At 65.5% G+C, this 25,432-nt stretch carries 18 protein-coding genes; 7 read left to right on the forward strand and 11 right to left on the reverse strand.

Annotated features, from left to right (window positions below):
* Positions 1 to 14: 14 nt before the first annotated feature.
* From CCOS865_RS01805 to CCOS865_RS01830, 6 genes are all read left to right on the forward strand, one after another.
* The gene (locus CCOS865_RS01805) at positions 15 to 9,170 is read left to right on the forward strand and encodes a two-partner secretion domain-containing protein (protein WP_119137343.1); all 9,156 of its coding nucleotides are present in this window, start codon (positions 15 to 17) and stop codon (positions 9,168 to 9,170) included.
* Complete coding sequence (locus CCOS865_RS01810; protein WP_119137345.1) at positions 9,167 to 9,781, forward strand: GAD-like domain-containing protein; 615 nt, start codon at positions 9,167 to 9,169, stop codon at positions 9,779 to 9,781. The genes CCOS865_RS01805 and CCOS865_RS01810 overlap by 4 nt, the downstream gene beginning before the upstream one ends.
* Positions 9,782 to 9,841: 60 nt before the next feature.
* On the forward strand, positions 9,842 to 10,177 hold the full coding sequence (locus CCOS865_RS01815; protein WP_119137347.1) for a hypothetical protein: 336 nt from the start codon (positions 9,842 to 9,844) through the stop codon (positions 10,175 to 10,177).
* Positions 10,178 to 10,226: 49 nt separating this feature from the next.
* Entirely contained in the window at positions 10,227 to 10,559 is a 333-nt protein-coding gene (locus CCOS865_RS28135) for a hypothetical protein (protein WP_119137349.1), read from the forward strand.
* 572 nt (positions 10,560 to 11,131) lie between these two features.
* Positions 11,132 to 11,386: a hypothetical protein gene (locus tag CCOS865_RS01825; protein WP_119137351.1), complete on the forward strand. Its 255-nt coding sequence runs from the start codon at positions 11,132 to 11,134 to the stop codon at positions 11,384 to 11,386.
* A complete protein-coding gene (locus tag CCOS865_RS01830) occupies positions 11,379 to 11,639 on the forward strand; it encodes a DUF3077 domain-containing protein (RefSeq protein WP_119137353.1) in 261 nt (86 codons plus the stop codon). Before CCOS865_RS01825 ends, CCOS865_RS01830 begins: the two co-directional genes overlap by 8 nt.
* A gap of 37 nt (positions 11,640 to 11,676) precedes the next feature.
* On the opposite strand, the gene CCOS865_RS01835 is transcribed toward CCOS865_RS01830, so the two are convergent.
* Positions 11,677 to 12,666: a GGDEF domain-containing protein gene (locus tag CCOS865_RS01835; protein ID WP_119137355.1), complete on the reverse strand. Its 990-nt coding sequence runs from the start codon at positions 12,664 to 12,666 to the stop codon at positions 11,677 to 11,679.
* A 139-nt stretch (positions 12,667 to 12,805) separates the two neighbouring features.
* Entirely contained in the window at positions 12,806 to 13,987 is a 1,182-nt protein-coding gene (desA, locus tag CCOS865_RS01840) for a delta-9 fatty acid desaturase DesA (RefSeq protein WP_119137357.1), read from the reverse strand.
* Between the two features lie 255 nt (positions 13,988 to 14,242).
* On the opposite strand from desA, the gene dibA reads away from it, so the two are divergent.
* The gene (dibA, locus tag CCOS865_RS01845; RefSeq protein ID WP_119137359.1) at positions 14,243 to 16,138 is read left to right on the forward strand and encodes a phosphodiesterase DibA; all 1,896 of its coding nucleotides are present in this window, start codon (positions 14,243 to 14,245) and stop codon (positions 16,136 to 16,138) included.
* Positions 16,139 to 16,246: 108 nt separating this feature from the next.
* On the opposite strand, the gene CCOS865_RS01850 is transcribed toward dibA, so the two are convergent.
* From CCOS865_RS01850 to tcyJ, 9 genes are all read right to left on the reverse strand, one after another.
* Entirely contained in the window at positions 16,247 to 16,891 is a 645-nt protein-coding gene (locus CCOS865_RS01850) for a methionine ABC transporter permease (protein WP_119137360.1), read from the reverse strand.
* On the reverse strand, positions 16,881 to 17,990 hold the full coding sequence (locus tag CCOS865_RS01855; RefSeq protein ID WP_119137362.1) for a methionine ABC transporter ATP-binding protein: 1,110 nt from the start codon (positions 17,988 to 17,990) through the stop codon (positions 16,881 to 16,883). The genes CCOS865_RS01850 and CCOS865_RS01855 overlap by 11 nt, the downstream gene beginning before the upstream one ends.
* 1 nt (position 17,991) lies before the next feature.
* The gene (locus CCOS865_RS01860; protein ID WP_119137364.1) at positions 17,992 to 18,792 is read right to left on the reverse strand and encodes a MetQ/NlpA family ABC transporter substrate-binding protein; all 801 of its coding nucleotides are present in this window, start codon (positions 18,790 to 18,792) and stop codon (positions 17,992 to 17,994) included.
* Positions 18,785 to 20,173, reverse strand: a complete 1,389-nt coding sequence (locus tag CCOS865_RS01865; RefSeq protein ID WP_119137366.1) for an LLM class flavin-dependent oxidoreductase — start codon at positions 20,171 to 20,173, stop codon at positions 18,785 to 18,787. Before CCOS865_RS01865 ends, CCOS865_RS01860 begins: the two co-directional genes overlap by 8 nt.
* The gene (locus tag CCOS865_RS01870) at positions 20,173 to 21,354 is read right to left on the reverse strand and encodes an SfnB family sulfur acquisition oxidoreductase (protein ID WP_119137368.1); all 1,182 of its coding nucleotides are present in this window, start codon (positions 21,352 to 21,354) and stop codon (positions 20,173 to 20,175) included. The genes CCOS865_RS01865 and CCOS865_RS01870 overlap by 1 nt, the downstream gene beginning before the upstream one ends.
* A gap of 148 nt (positions 21,355 to 21,502) precedes the next feature.
* Positions 21,503 to 22,744, reverse strand: a complete 1,242-nt coding sequence (locus CCOS865_RS01875) for an SfnB family sulfur acquisition oxidoreductase (protein WP_119137370.1) — start codon at positions 22,742 to 22,744, stop codon at positions 21,503 to 21,505.
* Between the two features lie 333 nt (positions 22,745 to 23,077).
* Entirely contained in the window at positions 23,078 to 23,839 is a 762-nt protein-coding gene (gene tcyN / locus CCOS865_RS01880; RefSeq protein WP_119137372.1) for an L-cystine ABC transporter ATP-binding protein TcyN, read from the reverse strand.
* A gap of 2 nt (positions 23,840 to 23,841) precedes the next feature.
* Positions 23,842 to 24,510: a cystine ABC transporter permease gene (gene tcyL, locus CCOS865_RS01885; protein WP_119137374.1), complete on the reverse strand. Its 669-nt coding sequence runs from the start codon at positions 24,508 to 24,510 to the stop codon at positions 23,842 to 23,844.
* A complete protein-coding gene (gene tcyJ, locus CCOS865_RS01890) occupies positions 24,507 to 25,301 on the reverse strand; it encodes a cystine ABC transporter substrate-binding protein (RefSeq protein WP_119137376.1) in 795 nt (264 codons plus the stop codon). Before tcyJ ends, tcyL begins: the two co-directional genes overlap by 4 nt.
* Between the last annotated feature and the right edge of the window lie 131 nt (positions 25,302 to 25,432).

Genomic DNA, 25,432 nt, shown 5'->3' on the forward strand with positions numbered 1-25,432 from the left:
GCAAGGGAATTGCAATGAACAAGCATCTGTATCGAGTCATTTTCAACAAGGCGCGCGGCCTGCTCATGGTAGTGGCGGAGACGGTCAGCAGCCAGGGCAAGGCGCCCGGTGAGCGTGCTGGCGGCGGCGCCAGCGTGCAGCCGTGCGTGGCCACCCTCGGCGGGCTGCGCTTTGCCCTGATGGGCGCGCTCGGCCTGATCAGCCTGAGCGTGGCCCCGGCCTGGGCCGCCGGCATCGTCGCCGACCCGAGCGCCCCAGGCGGCCAGCGGCCGATGGTGATCGACAGTGCCAACGGCACGCCGCAGGTGAACATCCAGGCGCCGAGCGCTGGCGGCGTGTCGCACAACACCTACAGCCAGTTCGACGTCGACGGGCGCGGGGCGATCCTCAACAACTCGGTGGGCAACAGCCAGACCCAGCTCGGCGGCTGGATCGAAGGCAACCCGTACCTGGGCAACGGCAGCGCGCGGGTGATCCTCAACGAGGTCAATTCGAGCAACCCGAGCCAGTTGCGCGGCTATGTCGAAGTGGCTGGGCAGCGCGCCGAAGTGGTGATTGCCAACCCGGCCGGCATCAGCTGCAACGGTTGCGGCTTCATCAACGCCGACCGCTCGACCCTGACCACTGGCCGCGCCCAGCTGGAGAACGGGCGGATCACCGGCTACCGCGTCGAGGGCGGCACCCTGAGCATCACCGGCAAGGGCCTGGACGCCCGCGACAGCGACTACACCGACCTGATCGCGCGCAGCGTCGAGGTCAACGCCGGGATCTGGGCCAACGACCTCAAGGTTACTGCCGGGCGCAACCAGGTCAACGCCGACAACACCCAGGCCAGCGCCTTGGCCAAGGACGCCAGCGAGAAGCCCGAGGTGGCCATCGACGTCGCCGAGCTGGGCGGCATGTACGCCGGCAAGATCAAGCTGGTGGGCACCGAAGCAGGCGTTGGCGTGAGTAACGCCGGGCAGATCGGCGCCATGGCCGGCGACGTGCAGATCAGCGCCGACGGCAAGCTGTTCAACCAGGGTGCGATCAGCAGCGCCGGCGACACCCGCGTGGCCAGCGCCACCGCCATCGACAACAGCGGCAGCCTGTACGCCAAGGGCGAGCTGCAGGTCAGCAGCCAGGGCAAGGTCAGTAACAGCGGCGAACTGGCCGCCCAGCGCGACGTGCGCATCGACGCCGCCAGCCTGAACAGTGGGCGTGACTCACTGATCGCGGCCGGGGTCGATGCCCAAGGCAAGTCCAGCGGCAACGCCACCCTCCAGGTCAAGGCGGCAAAGATCGCCGCCCATGGCCAGAACCACGCCAGCGGCACCCTCGACCTGCAGGGCGAGAGCATCGACCTGAGCCACAGCCGCAGCTATGCCGAGACCCTCAAGCTGACCGCCAGCCAGGGTGATCTCGACCTTTCCGCAGCCACCCTCGACACCGCTGGCAAACTCGACGCCAAAGCCAGCGGGACGCTGCGCAGCGATGACGCCAAGGTCAACGTCGGCAACCTGCAGATCGAAGCCGCTCAGCTGAGCAACGCCCGCGGCGAGCTGGTGCAGACCGGCACAGGCGCGAGCACCCTCAAGGTCGCCGGGACCCTGGACAACAGTGACGGACGCATCGCCAGCAACGCCCAGCAGCTGAACCTCGACGCCGGCACCCTGGCCAACCGCAAGGGCAAGATCGAACATGCCGGCAGCGGCACCCTCGACGTGCGCGCCGCGACAATCGACAGCAGCGACGGGACCTTGGCCAGCAATGGCGCCTTGCAGGTGACCGCGCAACAGGCCGTGCTTGCCAATGCCCAGGTGCAGGGCCGCCAGGTGCTGCTCGACAGCCGGCAACTCGACACCCGTGGCGCAACTGTCATCGCGACGCACGGCGGCAGCCTGGAAGTGCGCGACGCCGAGCGCCTCGACAACCGTGGCGGCACCCTTGCCGCAGGCGGCGCGGCGACCCTCAGCGCGACCGAGCTGGTCAACGACGGCGGTACCCTTAGCGCTGGCGACACGCTCAACGTGCGCGCCGACAGCCTGAGCAACATCGCCGGTACCCTGGCCGCGACCGAGGCCATGCAAGTCGTGGCCGGGCGCCTCGACAACAGCGGCGGCGTGCTCGGTTCGGTGCAGGCCGGGCTGTTGCTCGAAGTCAGCGACGGCGCCCTGATCAACCAGGGCGGCCGGCTCGAGGCGGCCCAGGATATCCAGCTGGGTGCCCTTGGCCTGGACAACCGCCAAGGCGTGATCAGCGGCGCCAAGCTGCTGCTCGACACGCGTGGCCAGGCCCTCGACAACAGCGCCGGGGTGATCGACGCGCGTGCCACCCTCGACCTGCGCAGCGGCGAGCTGCGCAACAGCGCCGGCCTGATCCAGGCCGCTGGCCGCCTGTTTATCGACACCGGCGGCGCGGCCTTGTACAACGCCGACTCCGGCAGCGACAAGGGCATCGTCGGCCAGGCCGACGTCGAGCTGCGCACCGCGCAACTGGACAACGCCCAGGGCTTTATCGCCGGCAAAGGCGACCTGCTGCTGGTCGCCACCACCCTCAACAACCAGGGCCAGGTGGTCGGCGAGGGCCAGGTGCAGCTGCACACCAGCCAGCTCAACAACCAGGCGGGGCAGGTCCAGGCCAAGGGCGCCCTGACCGTCGCCCCGGCTGAGCGCATCGACAACCGTGGCGGGCTGCTGCGCAGCGGCGGGCAACTGAGCCTGACTGCCGCGCAGCTCGACAACCGCACCACCCAGGGCGCTGACCAGGGCATCGAAGGCGCGTCGTTGCTGTTGCGTGCCGACACCCTCGAGAACCAGCAAGGCGCGCTGCGCGCCGACGGCGTGATCGACCTGGGCCTGGCCCAGGCGCTGTACAACGATGCCGGCTTGATTTCCGCCGGCAGCGAGCTGCGCCTGGCCGACCGCGACCCGGCGCAGTTGCGGCTGGCCATCGACAACGGCAGCGGCACCCTGATCGGCGGCAGCCTGCTGTCGCTCAATGCCGCCTACTTCAGCGGCAGTGGCCGGGTGCTCAGCCTCGGTGACCTGATCCTGCGCCAGCAGGGCAACCTGGTCCTGGCTGGCCAGCTGCAAGCCAATGGCAAGGTAGACCTCGAGGTCGGTGGCAGCCTGGTCAACAGCGGCCAGGTCCTCGCCGGGCAGTCGCTGCGGGTGCGCAGCCAGTCGCTGGACAATGCCGCCAGCGGCGAGCTGTCGGCCAACCAGGTCGACCTGCGCGTCAGCGGGCAACTGATCAACCGTGGCCTGGTCGACGGCCAGCAGGTGCGCCTGCAAGCCGACGAGCTGTACAACCTGGGCACCGGGCGCCTCTACGGCGACCAACTGGCGATTGCCAGCCGTACCCTGGCCAACCTCAACGAAGGCGACCGCGCGGCCGTCATCGCCGCCCGCGAGCGCCTGGACATCGGCAGCCAGCGCATCGACAACCGCGAACAGGCGCTGATCTTCAGTGCCGGCGATATGGCCATTGGCGGCGCGCTGGATGCCGACGACCACGCCACCGGCCGCGCCGATGTGCTGGCCAACGCCAGTGCCACGGTCGAGTCGCTGGGCGCCATGAACCTGGCGGTGCGCGAACTGCGCAACACCAACGAGCATTTCAGCACCGTCGACGTCGAACTCAGCCGCGAGCAGCTGCGCGAGTACCAGATCAGCGGCTCGCCCAACCGCTACCAGGCCGGCCAGGTGTCCGTCTACCGCGACGAAGTCGATCACCTGAACACCCCGGAAGGCGTGCGCGACAACTTCAACCGCTACGACTACACCCGCGTGGTCACCGAAACCCGCATCGCCACCTCGGCACCGGCGCAGATCCTGGCGGGCGGCAACCTGACCTTCAGCGGCGACACGGTGCTCAACGACAAGAGCCGGATCCTCGCCGGTGGCCTGTTGCAGGCCGGCGCGGCGCAGGTGATCAACACCGAGGTGGACGGCCAGCGGGTGACCAGCGATGCCGGCACCGCGACCAACTTCTACCGCATCCAGCGCAAGGGCCGTGACCGCCAGGGCAGCAGTGTCGCCGACTACCGCCCGGCGCCGCTGATCCAGGACATCGACCTGACCCCGACCGAGTGGGCCGAGCACGCCGTGATCAACGGCAGCGGCACCCAGGTGAGCGGGCGTGACCTGTTGCAGGTCGGCCAGCAAGTGGCCACGGTCGGCGCGGTCAGCGCCGACGTCGGCGACCAGTACCGGGTCGGTGCCGTGGTCGAGGTCAAGCTCAACGACGGCCAGGGCGTCGCCGACCAGGTGCGCACTGGCGGCCTGAACCTCGCGCTGCCGAGCAACAGCCTGTTCCAGACCAACCCCGAAGGCACCCGCAACTACCTGATCGAGACCGATCCGCGCTTTACCAGCTACCGCAACTGGTTGTCTTCGGACTACATGCTCGAGCGCTTGCAGTTCGACCCGGCGCAAACCCAGCAACGCCTGGGCGACGGCTTCTATGAACAGAAGCTGATCCGCGAGCAGATCGCCCAGCTCACCGGGCGGCGCTTCCTCGACGGCTACGCCAGCGACGAAGCCCAGTACCGCGCGCTGATCGACAATGCAGTGACCCTGGCCAGCGACTGGAACCTGGTGCCGGGCGTGGCCCTGAGCGCCGAGCAGATGGCCCAGCTGACCAGCGACATTGTCTGGCTGGTGGAGCGCACCGTGACCCTGGCCACGGGCGAAACCCGCCAGGTGCTGGTGCCGCAGGTGTATGTACGCGTGCAGGAGGGCGACCTCAACGGCAACGGTGCGCTGATCGCCGGCCAGCAGCTCAAGCTCGACCTCTCCGGCGACCTGCTCAACAGCGGTAGCCTCGGTGGGCGCAGCGTGGTCGCGCTGACCGCGCAGAACATCGACAACCTCGGCGGGCGCATCCAGGGCAACAACGTCGCGTTGCAGACCCGCGACAACCTGAACAACCTCGGCGGCCTGATCGGCGCCACCGACAGCCTGGCGATCGAAGCCGGGCAGGACATCAACAGCCGCTCGTTGACCCGTGACAGCAGCAGCGAGCAGGGCAGCCGCACCAGCGTTTCGCGGGTGGCCGGGCTGTTCGTCAGTGGCGACAACGGCAGCATGAAAGTCGCTGCCGGCAACGACCTCAACCTGGTCGGTTCGCAGGTGGTCAACGCCGGGCAGGGCGGGGTGACCCAGCTGCAGGCCGGGCGCGACGTGAACCTCACCACGGTCGCCGAGAGCCAGCAGCAGTCAGTGCAGTGGAACGCCAGCAACTGGCGCAACGAGGCCAGCCGCGGCGAAGTCGGCAGCACCGTGCAGAGCACCGGCGACCTGCGTATCAGCGCCGGCCAGGACCTCAACGCGCGCGGCGCCACGGTCAACAGCGAGCAGGGCATGGTCCTGGCCGAGGCCGCCCGCGACATCAACCTGACGGCCTCCGAGCAGTACCAGTTCGCCGACGAAGCGCACAAGTTCAAGGGCAGCAACGGCATGCTCTCGAGCAAGACCACCACCTTGCGCGACACGGTCAGCCAGACCCAGGCCACGGGCACCACGCTCAGCGCCGAGCAGACCTACCTGCAGGCCGGTCGCGACATCAGCGTGCGCGGCAGCGATGTGGTGTCGACCGAGCAGACCGTGCTGGTCGCCGAGCGCGACGTCAACATTGAAGCCGCCAGCGAGAGCAGCAGCGAGCTCCACGACAAGTCGACCAAGAAGAGCGGCCTGTTCAGCGGTGGCGGCATTGCCGTGACCATGGGCAGCCAGCAGCAGAGCGTCAAGGACCTCACCACCCGCGAGACCGCGCGCGCCAGCACCATTGGCAGCACCGACGGCGACGTGATGATCGAAGCCGGCCGCCAGTACCGCCAGGTCGGCAGCGACGTCATGGCGCCCAAGGGCGACATCGACATCCTGGCCCAGCAGATCGCGATCACCGAGGCCCGCGAAACCAGCGAGCGCACCCGCGAAACGCTGTTCAAGCAGACCGGCTTTACCTTGACGGTCACCAACCCAGTGATCAACGCCATCCAGACCACCCAGCAGATGCAGCAGGCTTCGCAGAAGACCGAAGACGGCCGCATGCAGGCGCTGGCTGCGGCCACCGCAGCGCTGGCGGTGAACAACGCCGCCACCGCCGTGGCGCAAGACCCGGGCTCGGCGGGCGGGATCAATATCAGCCTGTCGTTGGGCACCAAGCAGCAGCAGAGCACCACCGTCCAGCAAAGCGATGCCGCCGCCAGCTCGACCGTGGTCGCCGGCAACGACGTGCGCCTGCGCGCCACCGGTGCGGGCAGCGACAGCGACATCACCGTGCAGGGCAGCCAGATCCGCGCGGGCAACAACGCCACGCTGGCCGCCGATGGCGACATCAACCTGCTGGCGGCGCGCAACACCAGCCAGCAGGACAGCGACAGCAAGGGCAGCAGCGCCAGCGTCGGCATCGGCCTGTCGCTGGGCGGCTCGCGCAACGGCTTCACCCTCGACCTGGGCGTCAGCGGCAACCGCGGCGAGGCCGACGGCGACACCCTGACCCACACCAACGCATTGGTCGAAGCGGGCAATACGGCGACCCTGGTGTCCGGTGGCGACACCAACCTGCGCGGCGCCGTGGTCAGCGGCCGGCAGGTGCTGGCGTATGTCGGCGGCGACCTCAACATCGAGAGCCTGCAGGACACTGACACCTTCAAGGTCGACGAGAAGAGCATGGGCGTCGGCATCAGCCTGTGCATCCCGCCGTTCTGCTATGGCATGAGTACGGTCAGTGGCGGCAGCGCCAACTTCGGCGGCACCGACATGGACTCCGACTACGCCAGCGTCACCGAGCAGTCGGGGATCAAGGCCGGCGATGGCGGTTTCGACGTCCGCGTGGGCGGCAACACCGACCTCAAGGGCGCGGTCATCGCCAGCAGCGACAAGGCCGTGGAAGACGGCAAGAACCGCCTGGTGACGGCCAGCCTGACCACCAGCGACATCCGCAACAAGGCCGAGTACGACGCCAGCACCTTCAGCGTCGGCGGCGGTTACAGCGAGATCGGCAAGGACCAGAAAGGCAACGTCCAGACCGGCGGCAACATCACCCCGGGCACCGAGATCCCGACCAACGAGAAAGACATCGGCGCCAGCCTGCCGATCGCCATCAGTGCCAGCGACAGCGCCAGCAGCGTGACCCGCAGCGGTATCAGTGGCGGCTCGATCCTGATCACCGACGCGGCCGCCCAGCGCGAGCGCACCGGCCAGAGCGTCGACGAAACCCTGGCCGGGCTCAACCGCGACGTGTCCAGCGACCGCGACGGCAGCAATGCGCTCAAGCCGATCTTCGACGAAGAGCAGATCCGTGCCGGCTTCGAGATCGTCCAGGCCTTCGCCAACGAGGCGGGCACGCTACTGGCGAACAAGGCCAAAGAGGTCGACGCCAAGCGCAAGGCGGCCGATGAAGCCGACGCCCAGGCCAGTAAAGAAGCGAATGCCGGCATCAGCCAGGACCTGCGCGACAAGGCCATCCGCCTGCGCAACGAAGCCGACGGCGTAGCCGGCAACTGGGGTGCAGGCGGCACCTACCGGCAGATCACCACCGCCCTGGTGGCCGCCGCCAGCGGCAACATCAGTGCCGGCAACGGTGCCTTCCTGCAAGGCATGGTGGTCAATTACGTGCAGCAGCAGGGCGCCGGCTACATCGGCAACCTGGTCGCCGACGGCACCCTGGCCGAAGGTGACCCCCTGCACGCCGCGCTGCACGGCATCGTCGCCTGCGCCGGTGCCGCCGCCAGCAGCCAGAGCTGTGGCAGTGGCGCAGCCGGTGCGGCGGCGTCGAGCCTGCTCACCGGGCTGTTCTCCGAGGCCAGCCCGAACGAGAGCGAAAGCCAGCGCGAGGCCAAGCGCAACCTGATCGTCAGCCTGGTCACCGGCCTTGCCGCGACCACCAGCCTGGACGCGGCGACGGCCAATGCGGCGGCTTCGGGGGCTGTGGATAACAACTGGCTGGCGACGCAGCAGCTGGTGCAGGCGAAGAAGGAATATGAAGCGGCTGACGGCGCCCTCGAGAAGATGAAGGTGGTCGCCAAGTGGGGCTACATCCACAAGAAGCAGGACTTCCTGACCCAGACCGGTGTCGGCCTGGGCCTGGCTGAAGCGGGCTTCGACGATGTCCAGGGGCTGGCGCAGATGCTGCTGCACCCGGTCGAGACGGTGCAGGCGATTGGCCGGCTGATCGATGAGCCTGGGGCGCTGGCGGGGTATCCGGATGAGGTGAAGCAGCGTCTTCAGGAAAAGGTCGCCCGCATTGAAACGGCACTGACCGAGGGCGGTGACGAGCACGCCGTGCAGTTGGGGCGTGACATGGGCGAACTGGTGTGGGACGTCGGCAGCGTGCTGACCGGGGTCGGCGGTGTGGCCAAGAGTGGGGTCAAGCTGGCCAGTGTCGGCATCAAGCTTGGCCGCGAGAGCCTGGAAAAAATGGCGGTGGATGGCGCCAAGGTGGTCAAGGCCGAGGCCTCGGGAGCGGGCAAGACCTTGCCACAACGGCCGGTGGTCGATGCCCCGCAGACGCCGGTCACGCGTGCGCCGGATGAGCTGGCGGGCAATGGCAAGCCAGCGACCAATGCCAATGACGCACAGGCCAAGCCTGAGGCACCGAAAGATCCGGCCAACGCCGTGCCGCCCATGGATGAGTTCACGGTCAAGGCGTTCAACCCGTTCAACAGCGACAAGTTCAAGGCCATGACGCCGGAGCAGCAAAAGACCTTCCTCAAGGAATACAACAAGCAGCTTCAAGCGCAGCAAGATGCAATCAACAAGATGACCGTGGATGAGTTCAAAAGCGCCCGCGACGCCTACGATAAAGTGGGCCGCAATCCGGACTCCGTCGCCGCACAGACCAAGTTCGGCAAGGACTTCGAGAATGACGTGAGGGAGAGCATTACCGAATCGTTGATGAACAAGGGCAAGGACTTCAAGACCGCCTCTGCCGAAGCGACGGTGCGGGCCAAAGAGATCCGCTCGGAGCTGGCGGCATTGCACGATCCGGACATGGTCGCCGGTGGTTGGTTCAGCCCTGAACCTGTCAGAATGGGCGATTCGCTGGTCAACTCGTCGATTGGCGGCAGTTGGCCAAGCCGCTTGAAGGCGTTGGATGAAAGCGTGTCTTCGGCTATCGCCAATGGCTCTGGGCAGGCGCAGATGAATGTAAGGCTGGAGCTACTCAGAGGAACTGCAAAGTGAGAGACGAATTTTTCCAGGCGCTGATCGATAATCTGGGTGAAGCGTGCTCGCGTCGCGAAGTGCCCGCGTCGAGTATCGACAAGTACCGGTCGATCTTGCCCGAGGCGCTGCTCGGTTACTGGCGAGATGAAGGCTGGTGCTCCTATGCCGATGGCCTGTTCTGGATCGTCGACCCAGACGCCTACAAGGCCACGCTGGACATGTGGCTGCAGGGCAGTGGGCTGGCGGAGATCGACAACTATCACGTGATCGCACGGGATGCGTTTGGCTCGCTGTATGCGTGGGGCGAGCGTTACCAGCGCAAGATCACCGTATCGAGCCTGGCGGGTGGCATCGTCGCGCTGAAAAATCAGCTGCACAAACCCAACCCTCAGCCTGACCGCAGCGTGGGGATCTTTTTAGGCTCCTCCACGCGGGAGAGCCTCGACTTTGAAGACAACCAGGGCAAACCGCTTTTCCAGCGTGCGTTGGCCAAGCTGGGGCCGGTAGGCGAAGACGAGATGTACGCGTTCGAGCCTGCGCTGTGCATCGGCGGGAAAGCGGACCTGGAGCATCTGGTGAAGCTGAATATGGATGTTCATCTGATGATCCTCGATCAGCTGCGGCGCTGAGTCGGTCGAGGCTTTGCAAGATCAACGCGATATGAGCGCGTGAATGTTGGAGAGTCCCAGATGAAGATTCCAAATCCTCCTCTAGCGGATACGAGTGTTGCGCAGGATGGGCGACTGCTGGAGGAAATCTTCAGCCTCATCGAAGCGGGTATCACGCAGGGCTACGATGCTTTGCGCTATGAAGCCGAACTCGGTGAGGGGTATATGCAGGAAGAGCTGACTGTCGAGAAAGAGGGTCGCGAGAGCACCGATGCGCAACGCGACTACAATGGCGCGACATTGTATCGATTGCTCAAGGAGTTGAAACAGAATGCCGTGAATCGCGGTGAGCCTTGGCAGGCGATCAAGCTTTCTTATCGCCGCGGCGAGCAGGTCAAGATCAATTACGTTTATTGAATCGGCCGGCCAGGTTTCTCGGCATTATCACCCGGTGAGGTAGGACCGAATGTATACCGATGATGAAATTTATCAGGGCCTCGGTGAAACAGTGCGGGCAATCGCACCCACGCACGCCCAGTGGGTTTCTGTCGATGTCGAGTTGTCTGAACAGGGCGACCACGCAAAGCTTCTTTACGACTTTCAGGTGTCGGGTGGCGAGGTGCAGTGGTTCATGCCTGAAACTGCGCGCGTCGATCATGACATTCGTGTGTTGCTGGTGAAACTCAGGTCGTTCTTTGCCGCCAATAACCTGTTCGAGAACGGTAAGCCCTGGAAGCGTTGCCTGATCACGCTGTGGCTGGATAGCGGCAAGTTCAGTGCGGATTTCAAGTACGACTGATGAGTTTGAGGTGGCGCGGTCTTCTGGATTGCACCTGGCTTGAGCCCGCCGGGGCTGCTGCGCAGCCCTTCGCGACACAAGGCCGCTCCCACAGGAACAGCGCCAGTTTCACGGGAGCGCGGACCTTGTAGGAGCGGGTTTACCCGCGAACACCGGCAAAGCCGGTGCCATCCACCGCGGTGTTGGCTTCGCGGGTAAACCCGCTCCCACAGGATTAGTGTCGTCCGTGCGATGGGTGATCGAACCAACTTGTAAGACCTTTCCTAACTTGAAACCAAATACTACTGCTTGATTGTGCTTAGGAATTATCCTACGCGTCTTGCGGAAGCGGCTGTGTTGTCGGGGAAATACCCCAGGGATAACGTCATCGGGTTGCTTTGTTCTGGCGACCGGGTGTGAGAACCCGACAACACAAGTTGCGGCAGTTTTTATGGCGGCCGTGCGCGGGCAGACTTCGGTCTGGCCGGGTTTCTCTTGTGTCTCGGTTTCTCACCCTGTGCACGGCTGCCACCCTCGTTCCGTGAGAAAGGACGCCAGTGGTGGTTCTCTGAAACCACACGAGAGTTCTGACCATGAAAAAGATTGTCCCCGATCCACCCCTCACCCCACCTGTTTCCTACTTCTCGATCATCAGCGACCTCGCGGCCGATGATGCGCTGGCCGCTGCCAGCACGCTGATGGACTCGCTCAACCAAAACCTCGAATCCTACCTGAGCGCCGAACACATCGATGCGGGTGATTTCCGCCTCGAGAATGCCCAGATGCTTTCGCAGATGATCTGCACCTTGGTCGTCCACGCGAGAGCGAAGGGGGAGGCACATGAGTGACTTTCTGCTGCAGGGGCGCACGGTGGGGACTGAGCCGTTCATGGACCTGTTTCGGGTGCGTGAGGATATTCCGCTCGACCATGCGTTTTCCGAATTGTCGGTGTTGTTGGGGTGCATTCGGCACCTGGCGACGGAGGCAGAGATGGAGGGTGATCGGCAAGCGGGGAGTGCGGTGCGGATCCTCAGCGGGTTTGCCAAAGCGCTGATCGATGACATGGAGATGGGGATGAGCAGGGCGCTGGCTCAGCGCTGACGGCTAGATTGCTGGGGCCGCAAAGCGGCCCCCAGGGTCAGCCGCGTACGATCTGGTTCTTGCCCTGGCGCTTGGCCTGGTACATCGCGGCGTCCGCGCGGGCGAACAGGCTGTCGAGGCTGTCGTCGGCAGCGGTCAGCCCGGTCAGGCCCTGGCTCACGGTCACACCATAGGCCTGCTGCCCATGGGTAAAGCTCAACCGCTGGATCTCACGCTGCAAGCGCTCGGCAATCTGCTCGGCGACCTCGGCCGTGCAGCCGGGGAACACGGCTGCAAACTCTTCACCGCCGATGCGCCCGAACTGATCACCCCGGCGCAACACCGCCTTGCCGCTGTCGGCTATGCGTTGCAGCACTTGGTCACCCTCTTGGTGGCCATAGCTGTCATTGATCAGCTTGAAGTCATCGATATCTAGCAGCAGGAAGGCCAGCGCCGAGCCGTCTTCGCGGGCCGTGTCGAACGCCTGCTGGGCGCATTCGAAGAAGTGCCGACGGTTGCTGCTCTGGGTCAGTACGTCGGTGGTGGCCAAGCGTTGCAGCTCACCTTCGAGCTGCTTCTTGTCGGTGATGTCTTCGGCGATGCCGACGATGATCACCCGGTCTTCACCCTCGCGCTGCTGGTTGATGAAGCACTTGTCACTCAGCCAGCGCACTTCGCCCTGGGCATTGATGATGCGGTACTCGCGGTCTTCCACCGCACCTTTGACCAGCACCTGGGCCATGCTGTGCTCGGCGTACTCCAGGTCATCCGGGTAGATGCTGTCGCGCCACTCGTTGTAGTCGGCCAGCACCAGGCTCACCGGGCGGCCGAAGATGCGCTCGAAGGCCGGGCTCACGTAAAGCACCTGGCGGCTCTCCCAGTCGAACGCCCAGAGCACCGCGTTGACGCTGTCGAGCAGCGAGCTGAACAGTTGCTCACGCTCACTCAGGCGGGCGACTTCGCCTTGGGCGTGGAGCAGCGCAAGCAGCGTCTGGGCAACTTCGGGAGGGCGATGCGTGGGCGGCGCGGGTGGATTTTTATTGGCCATGAGCACGGAGCGATTCTCGGCTGGAAGCGTGCGGCCACAATCCGGCCCGCCACGCGGGCGATATGCCGAATTCGAGTGAAAATCGGGGGTGAAGTTCCGGACCACACGCCCCAGGACGGGGCGTGTCGATCAACGGCGGTCAGGCGGTGGGGCGCAGCGAGTAGGTCTTGAGTTGGCCGGCAAAGTCGCGCAGCGACTGGATGCCACTGGCCTCGGCCTCGTGCACCCAGTCTTTCATGGCCGCGAGCATGTCGTGGCCGTTGGCGCTGGTGCGCGCCCAGATCTGCTGCAGGGCCAGGCGCTTTTCATAGATGGTCTTGAGCGACTGGCTGTGCGCGAGCATCGACTCGATACGCAGGTGATGGCGGTCTTGCAGCAGGCTGGTCTCGCGCGACAACAGGCGCTTGGCCCGGCGGAAGCGATGGCGCACCGAGGCGTCGACCTTGTCCAGCTCCTGCTTGACCAGCGGCGCGATCACCAGCTTGCGGTACTGGGCCATGATCTGGAAGCGGTTGTTGAGGATCGCCATGGCCGTGTCCATGTCCAGGTTGGCCTTGCCTTCGACGCGGTGGGCGATCGGCGCCACGCGCTGCACCTTGGCCAGGCGCAGCAGGCTCAGCAGGCGTATCCACGCCCAGCCCATGTCGAACTCCCAGCGCTTGACCGACAGCTTGGCCGAGTTGGGGTAGGTGTGATGGTTGTTGTGCAGTTCTTCACCGCCGATCAGGATGCCCCACGGCACCAGGTTGGTGGCGGCGTCGCGGCACTCGAAGTTGCGGTAACCGACCGCATGGCCGAGGCCATTGACCACGCCGGCGGCCCACACCGGGATCCACATCATCTGGATGGCCCAGATGGTGATGCCGATGGTGCCGAACAGCAGCAGGTCGATGACCGCCATCAGGGCGATACCGCCGAGCTTGTAGCGCGAGTAGAGGTTGCGCTCGATCCAGTCATCCGGGCAGTTCTTGCCATAGATGCGCAGGGTCTCGGGGTTGCGCGCCTCTTCGCGATAGAGCTCGGCGCCCTTGCGCAACACCGTGCCCAGGCCCTTGAACAGCGGGCTGTGCGGGTCGTCGGCGGTTTCGCACTTGGCGTGGTGCTTGCGGTGGATGGCCGTCCACTCACGGGTGTTCTGCGCCGTGGTCAGCCACAGCCAGAAGCGGAAGAAGTGCTTCAGCCCGGCGTTCAGCTCGAGCGAGCGGTGCGCCGAATAGCGATGCAGGTAGATCGTGACGCTGACAATGGTCACGTGGGTCATCAGCAAGGTGACCGCGACCAGTTGCCAGGCCGACAGATCGAGTAAACCGTAGTACCACATAGGTGTAGAAGCCCTCGGAAAAACGGGGGAAGTTGCGCTTGGCATTATCCCCTCGCGGGGAAATAAAACCAGAGCCCTGCGTCACCGTGCGCGTGGCCCGCCAGTGCCCGTTCAGGCACTGCAGCCCGCGTGGGGGCGGGCTCGCCCGGCGATGACGGGCACTCGGCCTGACGCGAATTATGATCTGGGAATGCGTCACGGCATGTTTCCCCCCTTATAATACCAATTCTTTTTTCATGGGCTTACCCACCCGACATGTCTGTTTCCGTTCGCGACGCCTTGCGCATGGCCGCGCTCTACGTGGTGTTCTCGATGCTCTGGCTGGTGCTGGCCGAGCAGCTCCTGCAGCAGTGGACCGAGAGCCCGTTGGCGCTGAACCTGGGGCGCTGCATCAATGTGCTGGTGTGGGTGCTGTTCAGCGGGTTTCTGATCTTCATCACCCGCGCCCGCCTGCTCAACTTCATCGGTATCGGTGCGCGCCTGCGCAGCGAGGACCGCGAGCGCCTGCGCATGGCCGCAGCGGTGTTCGACAGCACCCTCGAAGGCGTGCTGGTGACCGACCGCAACGGCCTGATCGTGCACGTCAACCGCGCGTTCATGCGCATCACCGGTTACCAGCAGGACGAGGTCATCGGCCAGCGCCCGAGCAAGTTCAAGTCGGGCCGCCATGGCGCACCGTTCTACCAGCAGATCTACACCGCGCTGGAACGTGACGGCCAGTGGAGCGGGGAAATCTGGAACCGCCGCAAAAGCGGTGAAATCTATCCGCAATGGCAGACGATCTGCGCCATTCGCGACGACAACGATGAACTTACCCACTTCGTCGCGGTGTTCAGCGACATCAGCGCGATCAAACACTCCGAGCAGGAACTGGCGTTCCTCGCCCACCATGACCCGCTGACCGGCCTGCCCAACCGGCTGCTGTTCAATGATCGCGCCGAGCAGGCGCTGGCCCTCGCCCAGGCCAACAAGCGCGGCTGTGGCCTGTTGCTGCTCGACCTCGACCACTTCCAGAGCATCAACGACGGCCTGGGCCACACCATTGGCGACCAGTTGCTCAAGCTGGTCGGCGAGCGTCTGCGCGAGCTGCTCGGCAATGGCGTGACCCTGGCCCGGCTGGGGGGCGACGAGTTCGGCGTGCTGCTGGAGAACTGCCAGCAGGTCGGCCAGGCCGCCACCGTTGCCCAGGACATCATCGAGCGCATGCGCGAGCCGTTCAGCTTCGACGAGCACCGCTTGTTCATCAGCGTCAGCGTCGGCATCGGCCTGTTCCCCAGTGACGCGCTGAGTGCCGAGCAGCTGCTGCGCAACGCCGACGCGGCGCTGTTCAAGGCCAAGAACAATGGCCGCGCCTGTTATGCGCTGTACACCGAAGAATTGACCGCGCATGCCCAGCATCGGGTCGAGACTGCCAGCGAGTTGCGCCGGGCGCTGGAGCAGGAGGAGCTGCGGGTGTTCTTCCAGCCGGTGCATGACCTGGCCAGCGGCAAGCGGGTCGGGGTCGAGGCCTTGGTCCGCTGGGAGCATCCGCAACGCGGCCTGGTGCCGCCGGGCGAGTTCATCCCGATTGCCGAGCGCACCGGGCTGATCGCCGAGATCGATGCCTGGGTGTTGCGCCAGGCGTGTCGGCAGATGGTCCAGTGGCAGGCCGACGGGCATGCGCTGGCGTTTGTCGCGGTGAACCTGTCCAGCCGCCTATTCGGCCAGCGTACGCTGTACCGGCAGGTGGCCGAGGTGCTGGCCGAAACGGGCCTGGACCCGGCGCTGCTGGAGCTGGAAGTCACTGAAAGCGCGGTGATGGAAGACCCGGAGGTGGCGCTGGAGCAGTTGCACCGGTTGCGCGAGCTGGGCTTGAGCCTGGCGATCGATGATTTCGGTACGGGGTATTCCTCGCTGCTGCGGCTCAAGCGTTTGCCGGTGCAGAAGCTGAAGATCGACCAGGGCTTTGTCGCCGGGTTGCCGCAGGACGAGGATGACATCGCGATCGTGCGGGTGATCATCGCCCTGGCGCGGAGCATGGGCATGCAGGTGCATGCCGAAGGGGTCGAACAGGCGGAGCAGGCGCAGTTCCTGCTGGAGCAGCAGTGTCAGTTGGGGCAGGGGTATTGGTTTGGCCGGCCGGTGCCGGCTGAAGACTTGCGCTGGGATTGATGTTTTTGGGGCCGCTTTACGGCCCTTCGCGGCGGTCCGGCGTCCCGGCAAGCCCGCTCCTACAGGGGTCACCGCGAAACCTGTAGGAGTGGGCTTGCCCGCGAGGCATCAACGCTTGTTCAAGCCTTTCGCCAAGCGATCCCCCCCCAGCTGAATCACCGCGACCAACGCCACCAGCATGACGATCACCGTCAGCATGATCTGGCTGTCGAAGCGCTGATACCCATAGCGATAGGCGATATCCCCCAACCCCCCGGCACCAATCGCCCCGGCCATCGCCGACGAGTTGATCATGGTCACCAGGGTGATCGTGAAGCCGCCGACGATCCCCGGCAGCGCCTCTGGCAGCAGCACATGCCAGACGATGTGCCAACGCCGGCACCCCATCGCCTGCGCCGCCTCGACCAAACCATGGTCGACCTCACGCAAGCTCACCTCGGCGATGCGCGCGAAGAACGGCGTCGCGGCAATCGTCAGCGGCACCACCGCGGCCCACACCCCGTAAGTGGTGCCGACCACCAGCCGGGTGAACGGAATCAGCGCGACCATCAGGATCAGGAACGGGATCGAGCGGAACAGATTGACGAACGCCCCCAGCACCCGGTTCAGCAACGGCGCCTGGTAGATCCCGCCCTTGTCGCTGGTGACCAGCAGCACCGCCATCGGCACGCCGACCAGCAGCGCGATCAACGACGACACACCGACCATCAGCAGGGTATCCAGCAAGCCTTGCAGCAGACGATCAACCCACATAACCGAGTACCTCCACGTCATCGGCCCAGCGCCGGGCACGCTCCAGCAAGTGGTGCGGCTCATGCGCCGAACCGCGCACGGACAGGATCAGGCGCCCCAGCGCGTGCTCGCCAATGGTCTCGACACCGCCCTGGAGCAGGCTGACCTGGCCGCCGAGGTCCTTGAACAGGCCCGACAACTCCAGCTCGCCGATCACCACCAGCTTGAGCACCACTGCCGCCTCGCGGCTGGCCGGGCTGGCCCGCAGACTGTCTTGCAAGGCTGCCGACAGCTTGGCCTGGAGCGGCGCGAGCAGGGTGCGGGTGACCTCGTGGCGCGGGCTGCCGAACACCTGCCAGACCTCGCCCTGCTCGACCACTTCGCCGCGCTCGAGCACCACTACGCGGTGGCAGATGTCACGGATCACCGCCATCTCGTGGGTGATCAGCACCACCGTCAGGCCCAGGCGCTGGTTGATGTCGCGCAGCAGCTCGAGGATCGACGCCGTGGTCTCCGGGTCGAGCGCCGAGGTGGCCTCGTCGCACAGCAGGATCTCGGGGTCGTGGACCAGCGCCCGGGCGATACCGACACGCTGCTTCTGCCCGCCGGACAACTGCGCTGGGTACACATGGTGTTTTTCCGCCAGGCCGACCAGTTCGAGCAGCGCGCGCACCTTGCGCTGGCGCTCGGCCTTGGCCACGCCGGCGACCTTGAGCGGCAGTTCGACGTTCTGCCAGACGGTCTTCGCCGACATCAGGTTGAAGTGCTGGAAGATCATGCCGATGCGCCGGCGCAACGCGACCAGGCGGTCTTCGTCGAAGGGCGCGATGTCGACCTGGTCGATCAGCACCCGGCCCTGACTCGGCTGCTCGAGGCGGTTGATGGTGCGCAGCAGCGACGACTTGCCGGCGCCGCTGCGGCCAATGATGCCGAAGATCTCGCCGCGGCGGATGTTCAGGTCAATGCCGTGCAGCGCAGGCTGGGCCTGGCCGGCGTAGGTCTTGCCGAGGCCGATGAAGCGCACATGGGCCTGGTTGACCTCCGGGCGCAGGGCCGTTTCGCGCCCGGGCGCCGGCGTGGCGGGGGCAGTGGGCGCCCTGAGGGCGCTGGCGTTGCTCATGTCAGCCTTCCCAGCCGGCCTGGTAGAGGCTGCCGTGGGCTTTGTTGAGGGCGGCGCGCACGGCCGGCGAGTGCTGGTAGATGTCGACGAACTTGGCCAGGCGCGGGTCGTCCTTGGTTTGCGGACGGATGACGAACTGGATCACGTATTCCTTGTTCTCCAGGCCGTCGAACAGCAGCGCCGAGGTGGCGTCGAAGGTGTTGGCCAGGCGGATGTAGGCCGGGTAGCCCTGGACCAGTTCGGCGTCGTCATAGGCGCGCACCAGTTGCACCGCCTCGACCTGAAGAATCTTCAGCTTCTTCGGGTTGGCGACGATGTCGTCCTCGGTGGCCTTGTAGCCGACCCCGGGCTTGAGCGTGATCAAGCCGGCCTTGGCCAGCAGTTGCAGGCCGCGGCCGCTGTTGATCGGGTCGTTGGCGATGGCCACGCTGGCGCCTTCGGGCAGCTCGGCGAAGCTTTTGTACTTTTTCGAGTACAGGCCGACGTTGTTGATGATCCCGGGCTTGTACGGCACCAGGTCGAAACCGGCGGCGGCCTTGGCGTTCTCCAGGAAGGGGATGTGCTGGAAGTAGTTCACGTCGATGTCGCCGCTGTTGAGGCTGACGTTGGGCGCGATCCAGTCGCTGAACTCGATCAGCTTCACTTCCAGGCCTTGCTTGTGCGCCTCTTCCACCGCCGCTTCGAGCGGGATGGCAAAGGCGGCGGTGGTGCCGATCTTGAGCGGGTCGGCGGCCAGGGCGTGGCCACCGATGGCGAGGGACAACACAGCGGCCGCGACGGGCCGGAACAGTTTATCAAGCATGGCGCAGGGCTCCAGTCGGGGCAGGGGTAGGGGTGCGGTACGTGGCGCCGGGATGGTCGGCGGGCAGGTGCGGCTGATCGCTGGCGAAGAGTTTTTCGCGCAGGCTGCCGGCCTGGTAGGCGGTCTTGTAACGGCCGCGGCGTTGCAGTTCGGGGACGACCAGGTCGATGAAGTCTTCGTAGCTTTCCGGGGTGACGGTGCGGGTCAGGTTGAAGCCGTCCAGGCCGGTCTCGTCGAGCCAGGCGATCAAGCCGTCGGCGACCTGTTCGGGGCTGCCGACCAGGGTCACGTAGCGCCCGCCGAGGGCGTGCTGCTCGAGCAGGCGGCGGCGGGTCCAGGCGTTGTCCTGTAGCTGACGGGTGGCCGACTGGATCGCGTTACCCTTGGCAAAGCCGATCGGCTCGTCCAGGTCATAGGCGGCAAAGTCGATGCCGGTGGAGCTGGCAAAGTGGGCGACACCGGCTTCGGCGCTGGCGTAGCGCAGGTACTCGGCATGCTTGGCGTGCGCCTCCTGCTCGGTGGGCGCGACGATCACGGTGATGCCCATGAACACCTTGACCGCCTGCGGGTCGCGGCCTGCCGCCTGGGCGGCGGCGCGCACCTTGTCGACCTGGGCGCGGGTGGCGGCGTGGTCCTGGCCACTGATGAACACGCATTCGGCATGGTTGCCGGCAAAGGCCAGGCCACGCGGCGAGCTGCCGGCCTGGAACAGCACCGGCGTGCGCTGCGGCGAGGGCTCGCAGAGGTGATAGCCCTCGACCTTGTAGAACTCACCCTGGTGCTCGACCTTGTGCACCTTGTCGGGCCGGGCATACACGCGCTGTTCGCGGTCGGCGACCACGGCGTCGTCGTCCCAACTGCCTTCGAGCAGCTTGTACAGCACCTGCAGGTATTCCTCGGCCTGGTCGTAGCGCCGGTCGTGCTCGGGCTGCTGCTCCAGGCCCATGGCGCGGGCGGCGCTGTCGAGGTAGCCGGTGACGATGTTCCAGCCGACCCGGCCGTTGCTCAGGTGGTCGAGCGTCGACAGCCGCCGGGCGAACAGGTACGGCGCCTCGTAGGTAAGGTTGGCGGTCAGGCCGAAGCCCAGGTGCTCGGTCACCGCAGCCATGGCCGAGACCAGCAGCAGCGGGTCGTTGACCGGCAGCTGGATCGACTCTTTCAGCGGCACCTCGACCGATTGCCCATAGACGTCGTAGGTGCCGACGATGTCGGCGATGAACAGGCCGTCGAACAGGCCGCGTTCGAGCAGCTTGGCCAGGCTCGTCCAGTACGCCAGCGACTTGTACTGGGTCGAGGTGTCGCGCGGGTGCGTCCACAGGCCGTGGTTGATGTGGCCGATGCAGTTCATGTTGAACGCGTTGAGGAGGATCTGCTTGCTCATCAGATCGTGCCTCGGCGCGGCGGATTGACCTCGTTGAGGTAGTAGTTGCCGATCGCGTGGTACTTCCAGCGCACCGGGTCGTGCAGGGTGTGCACGCGGGCGTTGCGCCAGTGGCGGTCGAGGTTGTGCTCGGCCAGGGTGGCCTGGCTGCCGGCCAGTTCGAACAGCGTGGTGCCGGCGGCGAGTGAGATCTCGGTGCTGATGGCGCGGGCCTCGGCGACGGCGATCGAGGCAGCGGCGACGTTGTCGGCGGTGCTGTCGTCGCGGGCGCGGTCGAGGTATTCGCCGGCGCGTTCCAGCAGCGCTTCAGCGGCGTGCAGGCGGATCGACAGGTGACCGAAGCTCTTCAGGGTCAGTGGGTCTTCGCTGGCTTTGTCCAGGCCGGAGTCGACCCACGGCCGGCTGCGCGTACGGACGAAGTGCAGGGCGTCTTCGTAGGCGGCGCGGGCAATGCCGGTGTCGATCGCGGCGTGGAGGATCTGCGCCAGCGGGCCGACCGTGGTTGGCCGCTCGAAGGCGCTCTGGAACGGCACCACGTCGTCGGCAGTGACATAGACGTTGTCGAACACCACCGAGCCGCTGCCGGTGGTGCGCTGGCCGAAGCCGCTCCAGTCGTCGATCACTTGCAGGCCCTGGCTGTCGGCCGGCACGAAGGCCAGCTGCTGGATGCCGTCGTCATCGATCACCGAGGTCGGGATGCGTTGCGCGTAGAGGGCGCCGGTGGAGTAGAACTTGCGGCCGTTGATGCGATAGCCCGCGCCGTCACGGCTGAGGCGGGTGGTGCGGTCGTGCGAAGTCTTGGTGCCCAGCTCGGCCAGGGCGTTGCCGAAGCGTCGACCGGACAGCACCTCGGCGTACAGGCGCTGCTGTTGTTCAGGGCTGGCGTTTACCCGCAGCACTTCGAGGGCATAGAAATGGTTCTGCGGGATCTGCCCCAGCGAGGCGTCGGCCTGGGCGATGCGGGCGATGACCTGGGCCAGGGTGACGTTGGACACGCCGGCGCCGCCAAAGGCCTTGGGTACGCTGATGGCCCACAGGCCGGAGCGGGTGAACAGCTCCAGTTCGGCGTGCGGCAGGCGGCGCTCGCGGTCGCGCAGGGCGCTGTCGCGGCGCAGTTGCTGGGCAATGTGTTCGGCGACGGCCAGGGCCTGGGCGTCGCTGGTGATGACGGATGCGTTCATAGTGTTCTCCGGGGCCATGGGGCCGCCGTGCGGCCCTTCGCGGGGCAAGCCCGCTCCCACAGGTACGGCGCAGATCTCAGGATCGGCGTGGTTCCCTGTGGGAGCGGGTTTACCCGCGAAGGGCCGCAAGGCGGCCCCAGGCGCTCACTCAGATCCAGGAATGTCGGGCAGGACGGGTGCCGTTCAGGTGCCAGGCGCCCACCGCGTGATACTTCCAGCGCACCGGGTCGTGCAGGGTGTGCACCCGGGCATTGCGCCAGTGCCGATCAAGGTTGAACTCGGCCAGCGTGGCCCGGCTGCCGGCCAGCTCGAAGAGCTTCTCGCTGGCCTGCAGGGCGATCTCGGTGGTCAGCACCTTGGCTTCGGCCACGGCAATCGAGGCGCGCGCGGCGGCGTCATCGTCGATTTCCCCGGCATTGACCTCGTCGAGCACCCGTGCGGCCCGGCGCAGCAATGCCTCGGCGGCATGCAGCTCGAGCTTGAGGCGACCGATGTCGGCGATCACATAAGGATCGTCGCTGGCCCGCTCGACATTGGCCTCGATGAACGGCCGCGACTTCTCGCGAACAAAGCTGATCGCTTCATCAATGGCCGCTTCGGCGATGCCGGCGTCGATCGCCGCCTGGATCAGTTGCGACGCAGCGCCCTGGATATTCGCCCGGTCGCGCTGGCGCCAGTTGTCGATCACCAGCTCCGCGTCGACCGGCACGTTATCCAGCAGCACGGTGCCGCTGGCGGTGGTGCGCTGGCCAAAGCCGGACCAGTCATCGACGATGCGCAGGCCCGGGCTGCCGCGGCGCACGAACGCCAGGCGCTGACGGCCTTCGTCGTCCAGCGCCTTGACCGCCACCCAATGGGCGAACAGGGCGCCGGTGGAGTAGAACTTCTCGCCGCTGATGCGATAGCTGTCACCGTCGCGGGTGATCCGCGCCTTCAGCGTGAGGGTGTCCTTGGTGCCGCGTTCGGGGCCGGCATTGCCGATCCGCCAGCCGTCGAGCACCGAGCGGAAGATCAACGCTTGCTGGGCCTCGCTGGCGGTCAGGCGCAGCAGCTGGAGCATGCCGAACTGGTTCTGCGGGATCTGCCCCAGGGCCGGGTCGGCGGCGCTGATGATGCGGAACACTTCGGCGACGGTGGCGAACGACACGTCAGGGCCGCCAAAGGCCTTGGGCACACTGATGCTGCCGAGGCCGCTGCGGGTGAACAGCTCGATCTCGGCCCAGGGCAGTTTGCGCTGCTGGTCGCGTTTGGCGGCCTGCTGGCGGGCGACGTCGGCCAGTTCGTGGGCCGCTTGCAAGGCTTCTGCGTCGCTGCGCAGGACCTTGGCCGGGAGCAGCAATGGCGAGCTGTCGAGGTCGCTGGAGAATAGGGTTTCTGGTTGGCTGGACATCAGTACCGCTCCTTGGCTGCACTCAATGCCCTGGCGTTATGCACTGGGGTGATTGTGATCCTGACCATTCCTTACCTCACAAAGTGGATGTGTCGCTTGGGGTAGTGGCGACAGACGTTTGCTGGTCCGGTGGTCCGGTGTATATACCCTAATCGCTTATAAACGCTTTATGAACTAACGTTTAGGAATATTGATAGAAGAACTGGTAGGTCTGATACAGGTGTTTTGCCAGCCCCAAAGCATTCGCGGGTAAACCCGCTCCCACAGGGTCTTTGGAGAACCCTGTGGGAGCGGGTTTACCCGCGAATGCGATAGAGGATTTAACGCTGGGGCTTAGTCTTGACTGGCAGTCGTCCCAAGGAACTTGCGCAAGAACTGCCGCGTCCGCTCCTCCTTCGGATGGGCAAACAACGCCTTGGCTTCGCCTTGCTCGACGATCACCCCCTTGTCGAAGAAGATCACCCGGTTGGCCACATCGCGGGCAAAGCTCATCTCGTGGGTGACGATGACCATGGTGCGTTTCTCCTCGGCCAGGCCGCGGATGGTCTCGAGCACCTCGCCAACCAGCTCGGGGTCGAGCGCCGAGGTCGGTTCGTCGAACAGGATCACCTCCGGCTCCATCGCCAACGCCCGGGCAATCGCCACGCGTTGCTGCTGGCCGCCGGACAGGCGCCGTGGGTAGGCGTCTTCCTTGCCCGCCAGGCCGACCTTGGCGAGCAACCGCCGGCCCAGTTCAAGGGCCTGGTCACGCGGGGTCTTCTTGACCACCAGCGGCCCTTCGACAACGTTCTCCAGCGCAGTGCGGTGGGGGAACAGGTTGAAGTTCTGGAAGACGAACCCGGCCTGCTGGCGCAAGCGGCGAATGGCCGTCTGCTGGCTGCCCAGCGAGCGGTTGGCATCGATACTGATGTCACCGATCTGGATGTGCCCGGCATCGGGCGTCTCCAGCAGGTTGAGGCAGCGCAGAAAGGTGGTCTTGCCCGAGCCGCTGGGGCCGATGATGGCAATCACTTCACCCGGCTTGACCGTCAGGTCGATGCCGTTGAGCACGGTCTGGCCCTTGAACTGCTTGCTCAGGCCTTTTACTACGATCATCTTCAGTGCTCCTGGTCATGCTGGTTGACCCGCGCTTCCATGCGGTTCTGGAAGTGCGCAAGGATCGTGCAGAGTATCCAGTACACGACGGCCACGGCCAGGTACATGGTGAACACTTCGAAGGTGCGCGCCGTGATCAGCTGGGCCTGGCGGAACAGCTCGGGCACCTGGATGGTCGCCGCCAGGGCGGTGTCCTTGACCAGCGAGATGAAGCTGTTGCCCAGCGGTGGCAGGGCGGTGCGCATGGCTTGCGGCAGGATCGTGCGGCGCATTGCCTGGGTCCGGGTCATGCCGATGCTGGCGCAGGCTTCCCACTGGCCACGGTCGATCGAGGAAATCGCCGCACGCAGGATCTCGCAGATGTAGGCCGCCATGTTCAGGGACAGGCCGATCAGCGACGCCGGGATCGGGTCGAGCTCGATGCCGATCTGCGGCAGGCCGAAGTAGATCACGAACAGCTGCACCAGCAGCGGCGTGCCGCGAAAGAACGACACGTAGATCCGCGCCAGCCAGTTCAACGGGAGGATCTTCGACAGGCGCATCAACGCCAGGGCAAAGCCCAGTAGCATGCCGAAGAACATCCCGCCGACGCTGAGGATGACCGTGTAGCCAGCGCCCTTCAGCAGGAAGGGCACCGAATCGGCTACCAGTTGCAGGCTTTCTTCAATCATTTAGTCACGTCAGCGCCAAAGTACTTCTCGGACAGCTTGGCCAGGCTGCCGTCAGCCTTGAGCTTGTCCAGCGCCTTGTTGATCGCGTCGAGCAGTTCAGGCTCGCCTTTGCGCACGGCCACGCCAGACTCCAGGCGCGAGAAGGCGGCGCCGGCGAGTTCGGTGTCCTTGGCTTTCTGTGCGTATTCCAGCGCGGCCAGGCGGTCGATCAGGATCGCGTCGATGCGGCCGTTGCGCAGGTCGGCGAACTTGGTCGGGTCGTCTTCATAGGTGCGCACTTCGGCCTTCGGCACGTCCTGCTTGACCCACTGCTCGTAGTTGGTACCCAGGCCGACGCCGACCTTCTTGCCGGCCAGGTCCTGGGCGGTCTTGATGTTCAGCTGCTCGGCTTTCTTCTTCAGGATCAGCGCCTGGATGCCGGACACGGTGTAGGGCTCGGAGAAGTCGTACTTCTTCTTGCGCTCTTCGGAGATGGTCACCTGGTTGATCACCACGTCCAGGCGCTTGGAGTCCAGGGCCGCGAGAATACCGTCCCACTTGGTCGGCTGGATCTTGGCCTTGACCCCGAGCTCCTTGGCCAGCAGCTCGGACAGCTCGACTTCGAAGCCGGCCAGCTTGCCGTTTTCGTCCTGGAAGCTGAACGGTGGGTAGGTGCCTTCCAGGCCGACACTGAGGACGCCCTTGTCCTTGATGGTGTTCAGCTGCTCGCCGGCAAAGGCGTGGCTGAACAGGCCGGTGCCGAGCAGGATGGCCAGGCTGGCGTTGAGAAGCGGTTTGGCAAATTTCGACATGGCAGGGCCCCGCGCTTGGTGTGGAAGTAGTGGGTGGCGACTATAAAGGTGGGCTGCATAGACCTGGAAATAATAAAAACTTCTTTTGTTATTTCCTTATGGCCTTTTGTGACAGGTAGGCAGCTTTGAGG

Source organism: Pseudomonas reidholzensis (assembly GCF_900536025.1).
Classification (GTDB): Bacteria; Pseudomonadota; Gammaproteobacteria; order Pseudomonadales; family Pseudomonadaceae; genus Aquipseudomonas; species Aquipseudomonas reidholzensis.